Below are 19,103 nucleotides of genomic sequence, written 5' to 3' on the forward strand. Positions count from 1 at the left end.
GAGTCGTTGAAGGAGTTAACAATAAGCTGAAACTATTAAAACGGTGTGGATTTGGCTTCAGGAACTTTAATAATTTTACAATACGCGCTTTACTTCTGTGGCATTATCCTAACAGTTTAGCACACTAAGTCCGGAAGACCCCGGATTTTGGTGATTTACCTGTGTTTCAGAGTGCGACGGCTTACCCGATGATTTTTATTGCGGCTAAGGTTAATCGAGGGAAGGGTTCGGTTCGGTTTACTCAGGTTGATTCGTTATCTCCTCCCTATCCTGATGTATTGGCGTTAAGTCGTGAAAGGGGGCAAGTTTTACCCAGTGGTGCTTTGAGTGGTAGTAATTGGATGCTGACGGATGCGGCTACGGTGAGGCGGATTAAGCAAATGGAATCAGTGGGTATTCCTTTGGGTGAGTATGTTGATGGTAAGATATATCGAGGTGTTCTGACAGGGTTTAATCAGGCATTTGTTATTGATGGGAAAAAACGGGAAGAGTTGATTCGTCAGGATGCTAAGAGTGAGGAAATTATTAAACCGTTAGCGGTAGGCAAGGATATTCGCAAATGGTGTATTGATTTTCAGGATAGATGGCTTATTTATTCACCTTGGGAGTTAAAAATAGATGATTATTCAGCCATAAAAAAACACCTGAAAAAATGGCGTTCAAAGTTAGAGTCTCGTCCTGAATGTCGAGACGGTCGATATAACTGGTGGTGTATGGCACGTTATGGAGCAGAGTATGTGGATGCCTTTGAATATCCTAAAATTGTTTATCCTGTCATTGCTAAAGAATCACGGTTTTCTTACGATACTCAAGGAACATTTACTAATGACAAAGCATTTATAATTAATTCAGCCGATCTATATTTATTAGCCATCCTCAATTCTAATCCTGTGTGGAAATATCTGAATAATCTTTGTTCTAAGCTGAGAGGAGGCGATTTAGAGTTACGCAGCATCTATATGAATAAAATCCCCATCCCTCAAGCCTCAAATACCGAAAAAGAAGGCATTTCCGCCTTAGTCCAAAAATGTCTAGACGCCCAAGGAATGAACTGTGAGGAATGGGAAAAAGAAATCGATGAACGAGTCGCGGCACTTTATGGCTTGTAACGTTACCGTTGGGTGGTTCAGAGTAACCAAGGATACTATAAGCGTTTGCAGGTTTTTGACTCTTGCCCACCCTACATAAAGATATTCCGCCGGAACATCTTTACCCCGCCATAATGTCTCTATCAGAGTTCGTTTATTCTCGGCGAGATGTGTATCATTATCTTATCGCGATCGCGCCCTAACCTCTGGTTGAATTCAAGGTAGCCGTAGGGTGGGTTAGACGGTGCTTAATTAATACAACAAACTGTTTAATAAACGCGCCGTCGTAACCCACCGAGTTATCCGGCAAATCCCTCCCCAAAAAAAATCCCACGAATCTCTTGATTTATGCTGTGATTTGAGGTACTATTTCATCATGGGAAAATATGCGCTCCTATAACCCCATTTTCAGGGACATTGGTATCCCTGACTATAAACTCTAAGTCTCAGAATTATTCTCCTTGAACTTACACATCAACCGCGATCGCGAATGAGATGGTGTTGAATCAATACAACAACCCGTTGAATAAACGCGCCATCGTAACTCACCAAGTTATCGGATTTCTCACCATCCAAAAAAAATCCCACGAATCGCTTGATTTCTGCTGTGATTTCAGGTACTATTTCATCATGGGAAAATGTGCGCTCCTATAACCCCCTTTTCAGGAACATTGGTATCCCTGACCAGAAACTTCTAAATCCCAGAATTCTTCTCCTTGAACTTATACCTCAGCCGCGATCGCGAGTGAGATGGTGTTGAATCAATACAACCAACCCGTTGAATGAACGCACCATCGTAACTCACCAAGTTATCGGATTTATCGCCATCCAAAAAAATCCCACGAATCGCTTGATTTATGCTGTGATTTTAGGTACTATTTCACCATGGGAAAATGTGCGCTCCTATAACCCCCTTTTCAGGAACATTGGTATCTCTGACCAGAAACTCTAAATCCAGAATTATTCTCCTTGAACTTATCCATCAACCGCGATCGCGAATGAGATGGTGTTGAATCAATACAACCAACCCGTTGAATAAACGCGCCATCATAACCCACCAAGTTATCGGATTTATCGCCATCCCCAAAAAATCCCACGAATCGCTTGATTTATGTTCTGATTTCAGGTACTATTTCATCATGGGAAAATGTGCGCTCCTATAACCCCCTTTTCAGGAACATTGGTATCTTTGACCATAAACTCTGAATCTCAGACTTATTCTCTCTGAACTTACCCATCAGCCAATGTCAATGGTGCGTTACGCTTCGCTAACGAACCCTACTGGCTTTGACATAAGACGAATGACGAATAACAAATGCCAACTCACGATATCATCGACAACCGCAACCAAAAACTCGTAGACAGTATTAACTGTATCCTCGACTCCTCAGACGCCGCCCATTTTGCTGTCGGTTATTTCTTCCTGTCTGGTTTCATCGCCATCGCCCCCCGCCTCGCCACTATCAAGGAAATGCGGTTACTTATCGGTAATACCAGCAACCGCGAAACCATCGAACAACTCGCCGAAGGATATCGCCGCTTAGAATTAATTAAAGACCAAATCGAAGCCCAAACCTATCCCAAACGCATTCTCCGCCAGGAAATGGTAGCCCAAACTGCCGAAAATATCCGTTCTAGCGTGGAATTAATGGATCAAACCGATGCAGCGGAAACCTTGGTGAAAAACCTGGTACAGATGATCGAAGAAAAACGCTTACAGGTGCGAGTGTATACCAAAGGACGACTCCACGCCAAAGCCTACATCTTCGACTATGGTAAAGTTTATAACCAATTGGGACAACTCGTCGATCGCGCTGAAAATGGGATTGCTGTTGTCGGTTCCTCTAATCTCACCTTATCGGGCATTTCCCATAATACTGAACTCAACGTTATTGTTCACGGAAACGACAACCACCAACAACTCACCCACTGGTATAACCAACTCTGGGAAGACGCCGAAGACTTCGACGAAACCCTAATGCAGCAGATGCAGCAGTCGTGGGTAATGGCACCAACCCGCCCCTACGATATCTATATGAAAACCCTCTATATGTTAGTTCGCGATCGCATTCAGGAGGAAAACCGGATTGAAATTATCGCCGATGACGCGATTACCCAGCAACTCGCCGACTTCCAAAAAGTAGCCGTTAACCAAGCCATCAAAATTATCCGCGACTACGGCGGCTGTTTCGTCTCCGATGTCGTTGGCTTAGGGAAAAGCTTTATTGGCGCAGCGATTGTCAAACGGTTTGAACAAGTGGAACGCGCCCGCCCTTTAATTCTTTGTCCCGCTCCCCTCATAGAAATGTGGGAACGTTATAATGAAGTTTATCATCTCAACGCCCGTGTCCTCTCCCTGGGAATGCTGCGAGATGATGGCGAAAATGGGGAAAACCGTCTCATCAACGACTTCCGCTATAAAGATAGAGACTTTATCCTTATCGACGAAAGCCATAACCTCCGCAACCCTAGCACCCAACGCTACAAAATCGTCGAAACCTTCCTCGCCACTGGGAAACAATGCTGCTTTCTCACCGCCACCCCCCGGAATAAAAGCGCCTGGGATATTTATAACCAGATTAAACTCTTCCACCCCGACGACAAAACCGACTTACCCGTAGACCCCCCGGATTTAAAAGCTTACTTTAAATTAGTCGAAAAAGGCGATCGCGACTTACCCAATTTATTATCCCATATCCTGATCCGCCGCACCCGCAACCACATTCTCCGTTGGTACGGCTTCGACGCCCAAACCCATCAACCCATCGAACCCGCCAACTTTTCCGCCTACCTCAACGGGAAACGCCGCGCCTATGTAATTGTCGGCGGGAAGCATCAATTTTTCCCCAAACGCCAATTAGAAACCATTGAATACAGCATCGAAGATACCTACCAAGGCTTATACCAACAACTGCGCCATTATCTAGGAAAATCCCGTAAACGCCAACTCACCAATCCCCCCGCCAATGAACTCTGTTATGCCCGTTATGGTATAGGCAATTATGTCTTAAAAGCCAAGCAGAAACAAGACCCCTATTCCAGCTTACAAACAGCCGGGGCGAACCTGCGCGGACTCATCCGGGTGCTACTCTTCAAACGCTTCGAGTCTAGCGTCGAAGCTTTCCGAGAAACCGTGAAAAAACTCCTCAACGCCCATTATCTGTTTGAGAAAGCCTTAACTCAAGGATTTGTTCCCGCCGGGGAGGAAGCCCAATCGATTCTCTATGAACCCAACCAAGGCGAAGAACAAGACATACTTGATGCCTTACGTCAGGCGTCTGGAAAATACAAACTCGCCGACTTCGATGCCGAACGCCTACACCAGCATATTCACCATGATATCCAACTCTTCGAGAAAATTCTCGCCTTAGTTCAACCCATCACCCCCGCCCAAGACACCAAACTACAAACCCTAAAAACCTGGCTAAACCAAGCCCCCCTAACCAACAGTAAACGCCTCATCTTTACCCAATACGCCGACACCGCCCGTTACCTCTACGAAAACCTCAACCCCAACGGGAAACAGGATGATATTGACGTTATTTATAGCGGCGATAAAAGTAAAGCCCGTATCGTCGGTAGATTCGCCCCCAAAGCCAACCCCGACTATCAATTTAGCCGAAATGAAACAGAAATTAACACCTTAATTGCTACCGATGTCCTCGCCGAAGGACTAAACTTGCAAGATGGCAACTTAATCATTAACTATGACCTGCATTGGAACCCAGTGCGCTTAATTCAGCGGTTTGGTCGGATTGACCGAATTGGTAGTGAAAATGATATCGTTTATGGCTTTAACTTTTTACCCGAAACCGGATTAGACAGAAATCTCGGCTTACGTCGCATCCTCGCCAACCGCATCGCCGAAATCCACGAAACCATCGGCGAAGATTCGGCAATTCTCGACCCCACGGAACAACTCAACGAAGAAGCGATGTACGCCATCTATGAGAAAAATGGCGATAGCCAGCAACTGAGTTTATTTGAGGATAATGGTGAATTTTTAGACCTAAATGAAGCCGAAGAAATCCTGCGTCAGTTACAAAAAGATGACCCAACCGAATACAAACGCATCGCCAATTTACCCCACGGTATCCGCACCGCTAAATTCTCCCTGAATAAAGGATTATTCGTGTTCTGTGAAGCCTCCTATCCCAATCGCCCTGAGTTAAAAGGGTATCAGCAGTTAGTCTTACTCGATGACAAAGGAGAGATTGTATCACGGGATATTTCTCGCATTTTAGGACGACTCAAAAGCAGCGAACAAGAGTCTGGATTATCCTTACCCCAAGATTATAATGCGGCGGTAATGAAAATTAAACGTCAATTTGCCGAAGACGTAAAACACCGCCAAGCGGAACGGGACTATAGCCGCAATCTCAGCCAAGGACAAAAATATAGTTTACGGGAACTCCGACTCTTTTTTGAAACAATTCATGATGAGGAAATAAAAGCCCAAATTAATCTATTAGAAAAAGCCTTCCGCGAACCCGTCACCACGGGACTCAAGCGGGAGTTAAATCGGCTTAAACGGAATAGTATAACCGGGAATGAACTGTTTATAAAACTCAAGCAAGTTTACGCCCAATATGACCGACACGAATGGCTAAACCGTCGCCAAAAAGATGAGGATTACTTAGTTCCAATCATTGTTTGTAGTGAAGCCTTGGTTTGACGGAAGCTGGGGGAGATGGGGAAGCTGGGGGAGATGTAGGGGCAAAATTTATCATTAACGGGAAGGTTTTAACCCTGATGTCACTCAATGTAATCAGTGTAACTAATCTCTCACTTCCCTACCTCACTCTCTCTAATAAATCCGTGAAATCAGTGTTTTGACAAATGACAAATGACAAATGACAAATAACCTAACTCACTATCCCTACCCTTCAACGCGACGGGTAATTATGGGCAAACATGGTGCTGTCGCCACCAGCCAATCCCTCGCCACATTAGCGGGGATGGAGATGATTTGGGCGGGGGGAAATGCTATGGATGCGGCGTTAGCGATCGCGATCGCACTCACAGTTGTTGAGCCAACCTCTAACGGAATTGGTTCTGACGCCTTTGCCTTAGTCTGGGATGGTCAGTTACATGGACTCAACGCTTCCGGTAAAAGTCCTCAAGGATTAAGTTTAGACCATTTTGCTGGGATGGAGGACATCCCTCAACGGGGGTGGTTACCCGTCACCGTACCCGGATGTGTATCGGCTTGGCGAACATTATGGCAACGGTGGGGAAAATTACCCTTTGAGCAATTATTTGCCCCGGCGATTCGCTATGCTCGGTCAGGATATCCCGTTTCTCCGGTTACCGCAACCGCTTGGAAACAGGCAGAGGCGATTTTCCTCCCCCTGAAGGGGCGAGAATTTGAGCCGTTTAAATCTGTATTTTTCCCCAATAACCGGGCGCCACATCCGGGAGAGGTGTGGGGAAGTGAGGCTCATGCCCAAACCTTAACCCAGATTGCCCAAACGGGGGGTGAATGCTTTTATCAGGGAGATATGGCTGGTGCGATCGCGAATTTCGCTGCCGATACGGGTGGCTTATTAAGCGTAGCCGATTTCGCTGCCCATCAAGCGGATTGGGTGAACCCGATTTCCACCACCTATCGAGATTTACGGGTTTGGGAAATTCCGCCCAACACCCAAGGATTAACGGCACTAATCGCCTTGAATATCCTAGAAGGATTCGACTTACGTCAATATCCCCGTGACTCTGTGGACAGCTATCACCTGCAAATTGAAGCCATGAAGCTGGCTTTTGCCGATGCCAAGCGTTATATCGCCGATCCTCGATTTATGGATGTAGCAGTTGAGCAACTCCTAGATAAAGACTATGCCCAAACCCGTCGCCAGTTAATCACAGAAACCGCGATTCCCTTAGCCCAACCCGGTTTAGCCAAAGGTGGAACCGTCTATTTAGCCGCCGCCGATGGGGAGTTGATGGTGTCGTTGATTCAATCCAATTATCAAGGCTTTGGCAGTGGTATTCTGATTCCAGGTACGGGCATTGCCCTGCACAATCGCGGGTGTGGTTTCACCTTAGAAACAGGTCATCCCAATCAAGTCGCACCAGGAAAACGTCCCTATCATACAATTATTCCCAGCTTTCTCACCCAAGACGGTCAACCCTTAGGACCCTTTGGCGTCATGGGGGAATATATGCAGCCTCAGGGACATCTACAAATGGTAGTGAATCTGGCAGACTATGGCATGAATCCCCAAGCAGCACTAGATGCCCCACGATGGCAGTTTATCGCCGGAAATCAGGTACTTTTAGAGCCAACCGTACCGTCTCATATTGCCTTGGCACTTGCCCAACGGGGACATCATATTGAACGGAGTGCCGATGGGAAACGATTTGGCAAGGGTCAGATAATTTTACAGCAGGGAGGCGTTTTCGTGGCGGCGTCTGAACCCCGTGGGGATGGGTTAGCATTGGCGCTGTAGGGGCGGGTTTAGGCACTCAATGTTGAATCCCACTGATAACATCTGTAGCAAAACCCGCCCTGACTAACCCCAAATCCAAATAATACAACACGCAGTAGGGGAGGGTTTAGGCACTCAATGTTGAATCCCACCGATAACATCTGTAGCAAAACCCGCCCTTAATAACGTCAAAACCAGATTCCCTCAAAGGTTGTGAAGCCCTCCCGACACCCGACACCCGACACCCGACACCCCACACCCGACACCCCACACCCCACACCCGACACCCCACACCCCACACCCCACACCCCATACCCTGCCTACACCTCAACTCCCTTGTCACCCCTCGATAAGATCGTCATTAATTTGTCATAACCTTGTCACACCCCCTTTCTAAAGTAGAGAGTGAAGCAAGTTCCCTCTAGTTATGCACCGTTCCAATAATTCGATGATTCTCCTCACTGAGCAAGATATAGACATTGATGATATTACCCGCAAACGCTGGGAACGGGATATCTATAACCGTTTTCAAGAAGCCAGGGAACGCTTTCCAGAATTTTTTCCCTGCTTTGAAATCAGAAACTATCCAGTCAACCGACTCTATTATTCGATTCACTTTCAGCCATTGACCCAGTACGCTGAACGATTAACTCGCCACCGTCCTGATTTTCCCCATACTGAAACATTTAAACCGATTGAAATGCTGTGGGATGAAGGCGGTAAAAGTGAATTAGACCGCTTATTTGAACGCTTTCCCACTCAGCGATCGCTAAAACCTGCTAAAGCTTAAGTCTCTGAACCCGTTTTAACGGGTTTAAGCTTTTAGCCAGAACTTTAGTTCTAGGCTTACTGTAAGGCTATTTTTGATTGTGCGATCGCGTTTGGCTGAAACTCTACCCGATCAATTGAGTCAGGGTCAGTTGCGCTTGATACTGATTGGTTGAAATCGCAACTTAACCCCACTCCCTTGCTTGATAACTCCTTTAATCGGGTAAGCTATACTGTCCGACAATTCGCTTGGCAAACTCTGGCACATGCGCCGCTAATTTCTCTGGGTGATGGCGCTTCACATAGAGATAATTGCGGGTAAAGTGGGAGTCAATCGAGAAACGAGCATACTCCAATCCTTTTGGACCAATCTTTTCAATCACCACCCCCATTAATTTAGCTGCCCACATGGGTAAGGTGACACCTTTATCATACGCCGGAATACTCTGTTGTACGGCTTGATGTCTATCGCCCTTAGAGGTAACCGATTGCGTTTCTAGCTGATTTTGCACCAGATCCAGCATTTCCTGTCCCCGGTCATTTCGCACCACAATCCATTGCCAACCAAAGGGGGCGCCCATGTAACCAACCACTAAATCGGCTAGAGAGTTGACGTAATCAAAACAACTCATGCAAGATGGCGCAAATACATCCTTAAGTTCTTTGGTATTCAATCCGAAGAAGGGGACTTTCTCAATTGAACCATCCTCATGTTTGAAGTGAACTTGAAAGTCCTGCATAAACTCATAATGCACGACAGTATCAGGGGACTTGCTGGTGGTGTCTAGGAATTTCTGCAAGCCAGCGCGGGTGACATTATCCACACAGGGCGTCCCCAGAACATAGAGTTTTTCTAAACCCAGTTCCTTTTCCACCGCCCGTAATGCTTGAATTTGACAGCCGACGCCAATCACTAATAGGCGTTTCATCCCCGACTGTTCAATTTGTTCTAATACCGAAAGGTTAGGAGACAGGGTTGGCTTATTCACCCGGGCGGCGAGAATCTCTTCTGGCGTTCGGGCGATAATCGGCATGGGTTGAAAACGGTCTTCTTTGGTATTCTGCACACAGACAACGCCTTCAACTTTGCCACTGGTGAGCATTTCAATGGCAATGGTGCTAACAATTCCGGTCCACTGCGCCCCTTCAATCGGTTGAAGTTTCCGCGCCGCCATCATATTTTGGTTGACGCCGAAATACCAATCATCTGGATTATCCAGATTCCGGCTACGTCCATGGGTTTGGGTTTCTAATTCGGGAATCTGTTGGTTAAGAAAGGCACAAGCTTCCTTGACATAATGAATATAGTATGTATCACACAGTCCACATTCGCTACAGAGTTCCTTGGCAGGGCGTATAGTCCCTGGTTTCAAGGCTTTGGCTTTTTTGTGTTTGGCGGAGTTGGGAGTAGTCGCAGTCATTGAAAAAGGATTTTCTCTTAACGGGAGTTCTTCTCTCAAGATATCTTAGTTCGTCGTTGGGGATAAGAGCCTAATAAGCTGTCATGCATTTAAATTGGGAATGGGTAGCGAGCAAGATGCTCGCACTACAAGGATTTCGCCATTGTTGACATTAATGTTTAAATGCCGAACAGCTTACGAATGCCACTGACTGGTATGCTAGTGGGTTGAGCGAAGTCGAAACCCACCCTACGGTATATTGAAGGTTTCGGCGATTCTAAAATGCTTATTTCAGTGCCATTAAACCTAATACCGAGTTGCGCTCAACGGTAATACAATGAATTTATCAATCATTCTAGATATAAACTCAAAGAGGTTCTATGGCTTCTCTGACAGCTCTGACCCGCAAAGACTTGGAGAAATTACAAGCAGAACATCCTGAGTATCGCATGGAGTTAGTTGACGGGCAAATCGTAATGATGAGTCCATCGGGTTATGAGTCAGATGAAGTCGTCGCCGAATTTGTCCGGGTTTTAGGGAATTGGGTAAGACCTCAAAAGCTTGGTCGGGTGACAGCTTCTAGTGCAGGTTTTGACCTACCCAATGCTAATGTTAGAGCGCCTGATGTTTCTTTTGTTCGACGCGAACGGTTACCCAGAAGTCCTCGTTCGTTTGCGGAACTGGCTCCTGATTTAATGGTTGAGGTAAAGTCCCCAACAGATACCTTAAAATCGTTGAGAGATAAGATTCAATTTTTTCTGGAGCAAGGAACAAAAGTTGGTATTTTGATGAATCCGCCACAGCGTCGGGTCGAAATTTATCGTCCTGAGTCCGAGGTCGAGATTTTAGGCGATGGTGATGTACTAATGATTCCTGATTTACTTCCTGGTTTTGAGGTCGCTATTGTTGATTTGTGGTCACCAGAATTTTAACGGTGATGTCCACAGAAAGGGTAGGGGCGCAGGAGCGATCGCGCCATCGGCTAATTGTCAGATTCCTCAAGGGGTGACAAATTAGCTAAAAAGGAGCCAGGGTGTGGGGTATAGCGAAATTCAGGAGGTTGACCCTGAGCGAAGTCGAAGGGTCAACCTACAACTCTAGCATCAACCACCGCCGCCACCACCGCCACCGTCACCGCCATTACCGTCGCCATTACCGCCGTCACTATCAACGAAAACGCCTGCACCACCAGATCTACCCCGGCGTTTACTACCTTTAGCAATGGCAAAGATTGCCAAGACCACAACTGCTACAATGACAAAAATTAGTCTTGATACGCTGATAACTGGGTTTTTCCGCCAACCCGCTACACCGATTTACCCACCTCCACAGCGGGTAAAACAGTTTGCTGGAATAAATCCGGAGACACGTAAATCTGACCGTCGGTAATTGAGATTAAATTAGTAGGAATATAGGCAGAAATATTCTGGGCTTGAGTTTCCACGATCGGTAATGCCGTTAGGGAACCGCCTCCCAACTCTTCGCTGAGGTGGGTTGACCGTTCCAACATCCGGGAATGAATATAAAAAATATCACCGGGATAGGCTTCTCGACCTGGTGGACGCCGCAGTAGTAGGGACAATCCACGATATGCCCAAGCATGGCGGGTCATGTCATCAATTACCACTAACGCATCCTGTCCGCGATCGCGAAAATATTCGCCAATGGACATCGCCGAGTATGGGGTAATGTAGCGCAACCCTGGAGCATCTTCCCCTGTAGCAACAACAACCAGGGAATAATCCATCGCCTCTCGTTCGCGCAACTGGGCAATCACTTTTGCCACGGCGGAGGTACGTTGACCCACAGCGCAGTAAATGCAGATGACATCTTTCCCTTTTTGATTAATAATCGTATCCACCGCGATCGCGGTTTTCCCGGTTTGGCGATCGCCAACAATCAATTCCCGTTGACCGCGACCAATAGGAACTAACGCATCCACAACTTTGAGACCCGTCTGTAACGGCACTTTTACCGGGGCGCGGTCTAAAATAGCGGGGGCTTCCTGTTCGATGGGCAGACGTTCAGTGGTTTGAATCGCACCCCGATTATCCAACGGACGACCCGTGGCGTCCATCACCCGACCAATCAGCGCCTCGCCCACTGGCACATCCAAAATCCGTCCCGTGCGCTGTACGCGATCGCCTGCTTCAATATGTTCGCTTTCCCCTAGTAAAATAACCCCCACTTCATCCGGGTCTAAATTAAACGCGATTCCCAACAACCCACCCGGAAAGCGAATCAGTTCATCAGCCTTTACCGTGGGTAAACCGCTAACTGTTGCAATGCCACGGGATACCGATTTAACCAAACCCACCTCCCGCAGTTGGAGTTCAGGTTGATAGGTTTCTAATCCCTGGTCTAACTGGGTAAAGGTGTCATCTAGAACCGTTTGTAGTGACATTGACTTTCCGTTCAGAAAAAAGGCAGATGGTATAGCGCTACGCGCTAGGCAATGGGCAATAGGCAATGGGCAATAGTAGTGCGAGCGTCTCGCTCGCTATAGAGTCTCACTCGCTTCGCTATGGAGTAAGGTTTTTGACCCGAAATTCTAGGGAATATCCAATACCTCGACAGCATCAGCCACTATCACAGGTTGTCCTTCATACTCAGCTTCTATTGTCCGCCGAATATCCCCCTCCCAGGTTAAGTCATAATCCCGCTCAAACTCAGCCACTACGAGTTGGCGTACTTCTCCGATAACTTGGACATTCTGTTCTTCCAGAATCGGCTCTGTTGCAGCAGTATTAATCACCAACACTTGATCACCAAACACTTCACCAGTTTCTTCTATGACAAATGTGTTAATTCCATAATCTTCTTCCACTTCACCCGTGACTGTTACCGTCTCACCGATCAGTTGTGCGGTATCTTCAACAACATCTTCAACGTCTGTATCATCCGTTTCCGTCAAGGTTGTGTCAGGTCCCGTTTCAGGAACCGTAGCTTCAGGTTCGGGGGTGCAAGCGCCTAGGAGTAGGGATAAGGTGATTAAGGTAAACGCACCTCCTTTCTTTACTCCTACCCAGCTCTTGCATTCTTTTTTAGGCAAACGATTCAGCATTCAATAATATCTCCTTGTGTGGTTTTGAGCAAATTGCCGATTTGTAAAATATAGTCCTGCGACTAGAAAATAGTTCGGCTAATTTACCTCAACTTTCTAGTCCTCGGCACTTAGCTTAAAAAATGAGGCGTCAAATTTTATCTGCCTCAAGGATGATTTACCGCACTTTCCGCTCTTATGGGATACGTTTTATCCCCCTAAATCCCCCATGGGACAAAAAGCGAAGCAACATATGGTCTCCCCGTGCAAAAAACGCGAAGCAACACCTGGTCTCCCCCTTTTTAAGGGGGACGGAAGGGGGATCAAAAGGGGGATCTGAAGAGGGACTTTAACGGTAGCAGAGTGTGTTAATACAGCCGTTACCGCTGTATCTCATTTCATCTTTTATACTCCTTCAGACCTAAAAGCTTCCTTTTATCCTGTTCGTCTTGTTTTCCGTTTGGCTTTCCTGGTTCATCTTCTGCTTTTCCTTCTGCTTCAGCCTCCGGCTCTCGCTTATTCGGGAATTCTTTAGATAACTGTTCCTCTAGGCTTTCTAGATAGTCAGCTAAACTCCAAGCAATCTGATGATTTTTGCTCCGCATTTCTACGCCACAAATTAAATCCGATGAGGTGGAGAATTTCACATCCTTACCATTGCTCATATCTTCCTCTTCCTGACGGAGAGTTGACGCGATATAGACGAGGGTTAAAATGGCAAAAACATACGCCTGAATTACCCCAATTCCGATTCCATACGCTCTGACGGGAATAGGTAGAAATAGCGGAATGAGGGATAAAACAATTGCCACCAATAAACTCGTACTCATCACATTCCCAAACAAGCGAATGGCTAAAGATAGCGTCCGGGTAATTTCGCTGAGAATATTGAACGGTAAAACAACGGGCGTCGGCTCAATAAAATGTTTCAGGTAACTGCCAAACCCAGAATGCTTAATCCCATAATACGGTACAGCAAAAAATACACACAAGGCAAAAGCGCCTGTGGTGGATAGAGACGCGGCGGGGGATTCGTAACCGGGAATGATGGTGAGAATATTGGCAAGGGCAAAGAACAGAAAGATTGTCCCCACAAACGGCAGAAGTTCACTCGGTTCTCGATTAGTGGCTTGGCGAATCTCACCGTTAATCATCTCGACAATAATTTCTAAGCGATTTTGCCAATTCGACATTTCTTTGGGTTCAACTTTCAAATTGCGCGTCACCAGCCAAGAACCCACAACCAAAATTGCCATGACGCACCAACAATGTGCGGGCGACGATTAAACCCAATACGCCAATCAGCGCTCGTTCCCAATGTCCATTGATGATGATATAAAAGCCGAGTAAAGCAAGCACCATACGACCTAAATAACTACCTACAAATAAGCGGATGGGATAACGGGTGGTTGGCAGTTGGCGCACGGTAAGCCAAAGACTACCAAAGTAGAAAATTCCTAGGGCAAAGCCGGCGGGAAAGGCGAGGATTAAATGCAATATATTGTTCATGGTGATGCTCCGATAAAAAAAATAGTGACTGTAGGGGCGGGTTTTACTATTAATGTTTTTTGTTGGTGTCTAGGTAACTAAACCCGCCCTTGTCTAAGGTTTTAATCTTCCCGATGTATCATGGTTCATCTAATCTAAACGAGGATAATTTCATAACAGTTAAGGGAGTAAAGAAAGCCAGCGAATTAATAACGGTGCGATTGCCAGTAGGCTGACTTGCACTAGCGCGATCGCAATCCAGACAATAAGCTGCGGTGAAATAGGCATCAGTTACTTACTCCTGTTTGAGTTTCAGGCAATTTGTTCAACAACGAACGCAGAACAATCGGTGCTAGAATGCTAGTCACCGCTGACACAACAACCATAGCGGCGAAAACCTGATTTGATACCGCCCACTCTCCCAAGGAGAGTCCCCGTTGCATGACAATCATGGTAATTTCGGCGCGAGGAACCATTTTTGTTACTGTGGATAACTGGCGCATCAATCCCGCTAAATCACTTTCTAACCCCACCCGAAACAACAACGAAATCACGCCAACTTCGGCTAAGAACTCAAAAATTTCCTGCCCCGGTTCTCCCAAAAATTGCCATTGGGAATCCGCCAGCCGCAGCAGAAAGCCCAGCACCAAATACCCCACTAAACTGGGTAAGCCCAAGCGCGTCATCCCTTCCTTAATCAGGATGGAAATCGTGCTAATGGCGCCCACCAATAAAATCAATAGAGGGATAGTCTGTGCTGATTCACTCATCGGCAGACTCCTGCTGTACCCAGTACCAGGCATTTAGACAACCGAGGCTCAAACCAACCAACATGAGGATTAGCGTCCAAGAAAATGGAGTTAGCCAAATTTCATCCAGCCACAGTCCAATTGCCACCCCAATTAACGTGGGAATGCCAACCGACCAACCGACAAATCCCATCAATGTCAAGCCATATAAAACACTTAAATTTTCTTCCTTGCGGGCTTTAACTTTACGGATGGATTTATCTTTGATTTTCCCCAGAAACGTCTTATTGTTTTGTCGTCGTCTAGAGTGATTAGGACGCTTCGCCACTTGACCCTCCTATCTCATATACACCACGAGCAAAACTCGCTTCTAATTTCGCGATCGCACCAACTGTGATTCTTTCCCGTTCATCCAAACGCGAAAACACCTCTTCTACGGTTTGCTGTAATGAATCTAGGTCATCTGATCGAATCGCTCGTCCCGTTGAAACCCGAACATCTGCCCCACATTTCACTAACACCCCTTCATCCACAGCGATAAAAACCTCTGGCGTAGATTCCGATTCAAAGAATAAAATACCCGGAACAATCGCCGTTACAAAGTCAATATGATTCGGTAATAAGGTAAAGGAACCATTTTCCGCTTCTGCGGATACCTTGGTCACTTCTTCATCGAGTAATATTTCTGTAGGAAGTAAGATTTTCAGGTTCATTGGTTATTCGTCATTTGTCATTTGTCATACTCACTTCCCTTGAGAAGCAAGCTACGTCATTCGTCATTTGTTTGCTCCCCCTGCTTCCCCTGCTCCCCTTGCTTCCCCTGCTTCCTCTGCTCTCCCTGCTCCCTCTGCTTCCCCTGCTCCCTCTGCTCCCTCTGCTCCCTCTGCTCCCCCTGCTCCCCCTGCTTCCCTTGTGCTTCGTCGATAGAACCGAGCATATAGAGCGATCGCTCAGAATAATCGCTAAACTCATCATTGAGAATGCGATCGCACCCATCCAAGGCTTCGTCTAAACTCACCAGTTTGCCCTTTTTCCCAGTAAACTGTTCAGTCGTAAAAAACGGTTGAGTTAAGAAGCGCTCAAGTCGTCGCGCCCGGTTGACCGTTTGGCGATCGCGTTGGGACAATTCTTCCATCCCTAACATGGCGATAATGTCTTTAAGTTCTTCGTAACCCGCCAAGGTACTCTTAATTTCTTGAGCAATTTGGTAGTGACGTTCTCCCACAATCGTCGGACTTAACATCTTAGACCCCGATTGCAGCAAATCAACCGCAGGATACAATCCCTGACTCGCCCGTTTACGAGACAGAACCAGCGAAGCGGATAAATGACCAAACGTATTAACGGCGGCGGGATCAGTAAAATCATCGGCTGGGACATACACCGCCTGTACCGAAGTAATCGCCCCCGTTGCGGTATTCGTAATCCGTTCCTCAAATTCCGATAACTCGGTTCCCAGCGTCGGTTGATACCCCACACGAGACGGTAATCGCCCCAATAACCCCGACACCTCCTGTCCCGCTTGAATAAACCGAAACGTATTATCAATCAACAGCAGCACATCTTGCTGCACATCATCCCGAAAATACTCTGCCATAGTCAGAGCCGCATGACCAACCCGGAATCTAGCACCTGGCGGTTCATTCATTTGCCCGAATACCATCACGGTACTCTCTAGAACCCCCGCCTCTTGCATATCGCGATACAATTCTTCCGCTTCCCGATTGCGTTCGCCAATCCCACAGAAGAAACTCACCCCTTCATGCTCAGTCACCATGTTGTGGATCATTTCCGTGAGCAGAACCGTTTTACCCACACCCGCACCACCAAACAATCCCGCTTTTCCGCCACGTTCTAAAGGAACTAGCACATCAATCGCTTTGATCCCCGTCTCCAAAATTTCAGAAGTCGTCGATTGTTCAGCCAGAGAAATCGCAGGTTGATGAATGGAACGCCATTCTACGTCTTTGATCTCCTCTTTTTTATCAATAGGATCACCAAACACATTAAACACACGACCCAGTAATTGTTTTCCCACAGGAACCTGCAAGGGAACACCAGTATCCCTAACCACCGAACCTCGCGCCAACCCTGACGTTGGGGTCAAAGCAATACCCCGAATCGTCTTATCGTTAAGATGATTAACCACCTCAATCACAATCTTGTCATCCTCACCCGCCCGAAGCTGGCTATACATTTCCGGAAGCTGATGCGGAAACTGAACGTCGATGACGCTGCTGCGAATGGAAACGACGCTTCCCTGGTTGGTTTGATTTTGATTGGCTCGATGCAAGTTTTCGGTTGTGTTCATCTCATTCCTGACAACTATCCACAGCCACCCTCATCTGAGAATTGAAGCTGTGGGTAAGCATGAACGGGGTAGTAACGGGGTAGTTGACCTCTCCAGAGGACTAATCGCGTATGTGGTTGAGTATCTTTATTATTAATAAGTCAGTATTTGTTTCTAGAACATCCTCCTTTTGAAAGAGAGATGCTATTGGCAAGGTATATCAACGAGAATAGGAGAGGGGTGAACATGATATAACAACCTTTAGGGGCGACCCGCTTACATCAATTCACAACACCCGTCCATTCAATTCGGTCGGGTCGCCCTCTATTCAAATTACAAGTTCTATACCCGACCCGACTTGACCGTTCGCTTCCCGTGAAACATCAGCTAATCTGAAAATAAAGATTCCAAAATATTCATTAAAACCCCATTGATTACTCATTGGTTTTATGAAAATGCTATAAGCCAAATTGAGGTCACAAATATCTAGGGGCTGCTCCTTCACCACCTTCGAGGGAACCGGGTTTGTAGGGGCGGGTTTTACTACTATCATTTCCGACTTAACCCAGATGTGACTAAACCCGCCCCGACTTGACCATTTGCTTCTCGTGAAAAATCAGATTGTAGTGTGAGCATCTTGCTCACTACTAATCCTGGCATCTTTCAGGTTTTATCACTGTCTTGAAGATAGTCTCCTAAATAAAGCCGGACAAACTCATCAGCAGCGGCTGGATCAAGACTTTGTAAAGCTTCAGCAATACTTCGGACAGTTTCAGCACTGGGATCTGTCTGCTCATGAAACCAGCGAAAAACAACGGAAGGTTTAACTCCCAACGTGAGAGCCAATTTGTTCTGGCTGATGCCGTAGCTCTCCAAAACTTGCCGAAGGACTTTGCCTGCTTTTCCCATGTTCCCCATCGTGTCAGAGGAAGATCAGGAAGTAAATATTTGCAGATCTGCGAAGATACAGCGTACAATTTGACTATTCGCAGATCTGCGAATACTGTAGGTAAACGCAAATCAGGGAAACCCCAATGGTTCAGAACGTTTTGACCGATACCAAACCCCCCGAAGCCTCAATACAGCTACAAGCGTCTACCCGTTCAGACTCAAGACGAGAATTTGTCAAAGTTATCGTCGTTGGTTCTGCCAAAGGCGTGGTGAAAATCATTCACACGTTGTATCGCCTCGGTTTCGCCAATGTAACCGAGTGGAGTCCTCTCACACCAACGGCAAATCCGGGAGAAGTAATGAGTGTAATGAAGCGGTGTGTTTTTGTGGATGAATGAGTTCAAGTAGAGAGAGCCAAGCTGTAGGGGCGGGTTTAGGGACAAAAGTAACAGACAAACCAATAACTTTTCTACAAAACCCGCCCTCCCCAACCTCACACTATGGGATTGGGACAAGACATTGTGCCGCCATGATAATCAACCTCAAGTTACCGTGAGGTGGGCATTGCCACCCTACATCTCTAGCCCATCATTCCAATAATCGGCAGTTCCTCTTGCTCTGGTGATGTCTCACTTGTATTTAAAGCTGGGGACTTCTGAGTCTCAGTTTCTTCAGGAACAAATTCCAGGCTGATTCTCACCGTACCTTTTTGCCAACCTTTAGCTGTAAATCTCAAAACTTCAGCCGAAATACCCTTTTCACTAAACCAGGCATCCTTATCTTGATTCCATCCCTCTAACCCTTCAAGCTGCATCCGCATCACTTCTAGAAATTCATCCACTCGGAACGTGCGATTTCCAATTAAAAGTTGTGTTGATTCATCAACCAACAAGACTTCACCGCTCAAAAGTGGCTCAAACTGATTATCTACACTCATTTTTCCCGATAAATATCATTG

General features: G+C 46.5%; 18 protein-coding genes and 2 pseudogenes. 7 read left to right on the top strand and 13 right to left on the bottom strand.

What is annotated here, in order from left to right; all coding sequences use genetic code 11:
• On the top strand, window positions 1-128 hold a 128-nt coding region (locus RIG66_RS22090; protein ID WP_446380619.1), incomplete at its 5' end, for a transposase.
• A gap of 33 nt (window positions 129-161) precedes the next feature.
• The gene (locus RIG66_RS22095) at window positions 162-1,109 is read left to right on the top strand and encodes a TaqI-like C-terminal specificity domain-containing protein (RefSeq protein WP_446380881.1); all 948 of its coding nucleotides are present in this window, start codon (window positions 162-164) and stop codon (window positions 1,107-1,109) included.
• Window positions 1,110-2,005: 896 nt separating this feature from the next.
• On the opposite strand, the gene RIG66_RS22100 is transcribed toward RIG66_RS22095, so the two are convergent.
• Window positions 2,006-2,185 carry a hypothetical protein gene (locus tag RIG66_RS22100; RefSeq protein ID WP_446380882.1) on the bottom strand — a complete coding sequence of 60 codons (180 nt, stop codon included), beginning with the start codon at window positions 2,183-2,185 and terminating at the stop codon, window positions 2,006-2,008.
• 218 nt (window positions 2,186-2,403) lie between these two features.
• On the opposite strand from RIG66_RS22100, the gene RIG66_RS22105 reads away from it, so the two are divergent.
• From RIG66_RS22105 to RIG66_RS22115, 3 genes are all read left to right on the top strand, one after another.
• Window positions 2,404-5,763 carry a helicase-related protein gene (locus tag RIG66_RS22105; RefSeq protein ID WP_446380883.1) on the top strand — a complete coding sequence of 1,120 codons (3,360 nt, stop codon included), beginning with the start codon at window positions 2,404-2,406 and terminating at the stop codon, window positions 5,761-5,763.
• Between the two features lie 178 nt (window positions 5,764-5,941).
• A complete protein-coding gene (locus RIG66_RS22110; protein WP_446380884.1) occupies window positions 5,942-7,537 on the top strand; it encodes a gamma-glutamyltransferase family protein in 1,596 nt (531 codons plus the stop codon).
• Window positions 7,538-7,943: 406 nt separating this feature from the next.
• Window positions 7,944-8,306 (top strand): hypothetical protein, encoded by a 363-nt coding sequence (locus tag RIG66_RS22115; RefSeq protein ID WP_446380885.1) that lies wholly within the window; start codon window positions 7,944-7,946, stop codon window positions 8,304-8,306.
• A 193-nt stretch (window positions 8,307-8,499) separates the two neighbouring features.
• Here RIG66_RS22115 and RIG66_RS22120 read toward each other — a convergent pair whose 3' ends face one another.
• A complete protein-coding gene (locus RIG66_RS22120) occupies window positions 8,500-9,705 on the bottom strand; it encodes a Coenzyme F420 hydrogenase/dehydrogenase, beta subunit C-terminal domain (RefSeq protein WP_446342143.1) in 1,206 nt (401 codons plus the stop codon).
• A 359-nt stretch (window positions 9,706-10,064) separates the two neighbouring features.
• Here RIG66_RS22120 and RIG66_RS22125 point away from each other — a divergent pair, with 359 nt between their 5' ends.
• A complete protein-coding gene (locus tag RIG66_RS22125) occupies window positions 10,065-10,616 on the top strand; it encodes a Uma2 family endonuclease (protein ID WP_446380886.1) in 552 nt (183 codons plus the stop codon).
• Window positions 10,617-10,768: 152 nt separating this feature from the next.
• Here the strand turns inward: RIG66_RS22125 and RIG66_RS22130 are convergent, their stop codons facing one another.
• The 10 genes and pseudogenes from RIG66_RS22130 to RIG66_RS22175 form a co-directional block, all read right to left on the bottom strand.
• Window positions 10,769-10,906, bottom strand: a complete 138-nt coding sequence (locus tag RIG66_RS22130; protein ID WP_446380887.1) for a hypothetical protein — start codon at window positions 10,904-10,906, stop codon at window positions 10,769-10,771.
• An 87-nt stretch (window positions 10,907-10,993) separates the two neighbouring features.
• Window positions 10,994-12,088 (bottom strand): annotated as a pseudogene (locus RIG66_RS22135) (F0F1 ATP synthase subunit alpha); the annotation flags it as partial.
• Window positions 12,089-12,235: 147 nt separating this feature from the next.
• On the bottom strand, window positions 12,236-12,748 hold the full coding sequence (locus tag RIG66_RS22140) for a hypothetical protein (RefSeq protein WP_446380888.1): 513 nt from the start codon (window positions 12,746-12,748) through the stop codon (window positions 12,236-12,238).
• Window positions 12,749-13,383: 635 nt separating this feature from the next.
• A pseudogene (locus tag RIG66_RS22145) lies at window positions 13,384-13,992 on the bottom strand (F0F1 ATP synthase subunit A); the annotation flags it as partial.
• Window positions 13,931-14,236 carry an N-ATPase subunit AtpR gene (locus RIG66_RS22150; RefSeq protein ID WP_446380889.1) on the bottom strand — a complete coding sequence of 102 codons (306 nt, stop codon included), beginning with the start codon at window positions 14,234-14,236 and terminating at the stop codon, window positions 13,931-13,933. The pseudogene RIG66_RS22145 and the gene RIG66_RS22150, both read right to left, overlap by 62 nt.
• A gap of 266 nt (window positions 14,237-14,502) precedes the next feature.
• Window positions 14,503-14,985 carry a cation:proton antiporter domain-containing protein gene (locus RIG66_RS22155; protein ID WP_446380890.1) on the bottom strand — a complete coding sequence of 161 codons (483 nt, stop codon included), beginning with the start codon at window positions 14,983-14,985 and terminating at the stop codon, window positions 14,503-14,505.
• A complete protein-coding gene (locus RIG66_RS22160; protein WP_446380891.1) occupies window positions 14,978-15,292 on the bottom strand; it encodes an AtpZ/AtpI family protein in 315 nt (104 codons plus the stop codon). The genes RIG66_RS22155 and RIG66_RS22160 overlap by 8 nt, the downstream gene beginning before the upstream one ends.
• Complete coding sequence (locus RIG66_RS22165; RefSeq protein WP_446380892.1) at window positions 15,276-15,677, bottom strand: F0F1 ATP synthase subunit epsilon; 402 nt, start codon at window positions 15,675-15,677, stop codon at window positions 15,276-15,278. Before RIG66_RS22165 ends, RIG66_RS22160 begins: the two co-directional genes overlap by 17 nt.
• A gap of 56 nt (window positions 15,678-15,733) precedes the next feature.
• Complete coding sequence (atpD, locus tag RIG66_RS22170; RefSeq protein WP_446380893.1) at window positions 15,734-17,275, bottom strand: F0F1 ATP synthase subunit beta; 1,542 nt, start codon at window positions 17,273-17,275, stop codon at window positions 15,734-15,736.
• Window positions 17,276-17,917: 642 nt separating this feature from the next.
• Complete coding sequence (locus RIG66_RS22175; protein ID WP_446380894.1) at window positions 17,918-18,163, bottom strand: helix-turn-helix domain-containing protein; 246 nt, start codon at window positions 18,161-18,163, stop codon at window positions 17,918-17,920.
• Between the two features lie 125 nt (window positions 18,164-18,288).
• On the opposite strand from RIG66_RS22175, the gene RIG66_RS22180 reads away from it, so the two are divergent.
• Entirely contained in the window at window positions 18,289-18,543 is a 255-nt protein-coding gene (locus RIG66_RS22180) for a hypothetical protein (RefSeq protein WP_446380895.1), read from the top strand.
• A gap of 182 nt (window positions 18,544-18,725) precedes the next feature.
• On the opposite strand, the gene RIG66_RS22185 is transcribed toward RIG66_RS22180, so the two are convergent.
• Complete coding sequence (locus RIG66_RS22185; protein WP_446380896.1) at window positions 18,726-19,082, bottom strand: KGK domain-containing protein; 357 nt, start codon at window positions 19,080-19,082, stop codon at window positions 18,726-18,728.
• Between the last annotated feature and the right edge of the window lie 21 nt (window positions 19,083-19,103).

The sequence above is a fragment of the Coleofasciculus sp. E2-BRE-01 genome, assembly GCF_040221695.1.
GTDB lineage: Bacteria > Cyanobacteriota > Cyanobacteriia > Cyanobacteriales > Coleofasciculaceae > Coleofasciculus.

What these genes read in the sequence shown, in the direction of transcription:
- RIG66_RS22165 (WP_446380892.1), bottom strand. Translation starts at nt 15,677, where the DNA reads ATGAACCTGAAAATCTTACTTCCTACAGAAATATTACTCGATGAAGAA.
- RIG66_RS22140 (WP_446380888.1), bottom strand. Translation starts at nt 12,748, where the DNA reads ATGCTGAATCGTTTGCCTAAAAAAGAATGCAAGAGCTGGGTAGGAGTA.
- RIG66_RS22110 (WP_446380884.1), top strand. Translation starts at nt 5,942, where the DNA reads ATGACAAATAACCTAACTCACTATCCCTACCCTTCAACGCGACGGGTA.
- RIG66_RS22180 (WP_446380895.1), top strand. Translation starts at nt 18,289, where the DNA reads ATGGTTCAGAACGTTTTGACCGATACCAAACCCCCCGAAGCCTCAATA.
- RIG66_RS22125 (WP_446380886.1), top strand. Translation starts at nt 10,065, where the DNA reads ATGGCTTCTCTGACAGCTCTGACCCGCAAAGACTTGGAGAAATTACAA.
- RIG66_RS22105 (WP_446380883.1), top strand. Translation starts at nt 2,404, where the DNA reads ATGCCAACTCACGATATCATCGACAACCGCAACCAAAAACTCGTAGAC.
- RIG66_RS22115 (WP_446380885.1), top strand. Translation starts at nt 7,944, where the DNA reads ATGCACCGTTCCAATAATTCGATGATTCTCCTCACTGAGCAAGATATA.
- RIG66_RS22120 (WP_446342143.1), bottom strand. Translation starts at nt 9,705, where the DNA reads ATGACTGCGACTACTCCCAACTCCGCCAAACACAAAAAAGCCAAAGCC.
- RIG66_RS22175 (WP_446380894.1), bottom strand. Translation starts at nt 18,163, where the DNA reads ATGGGAAAAGCAGGCAAAGTCCTTCGGCAAGTTTTGGAGAGCTACGGC.
- atpD (WP_446380893.1), bottom strand. Translation starts at nt 17,275, where the DNA reads ATGAACACAACCGAAAACTTGCATCGAGCCAATCAAAATCAAACCAAC.
- RIG66_RS22185 (WP_446380896.1), bottom strand. Translation starts at nt 19,082, where the DNA reads ATGAGTGTAGATAATCAGTTTGAGCCACTTTTGAGCGGTGAAGTCTTG.
- RIG66_RS22150 (WP_446380889.1), bottom strand. Translation starts at nt 14,236, where the DNA reads ATGAACAATATATTGCATTTAATCCTCGCCTTTCCCGCCGGCTTTGCC.
- RIG66_RS22155 (WP_446380890.1), bottom strand. Translation starts at nt 14,985, where the DNA reads ATGAGTGAATCAGCACAGACTATCCCTCTATTGATTTTATTGGTGGGC.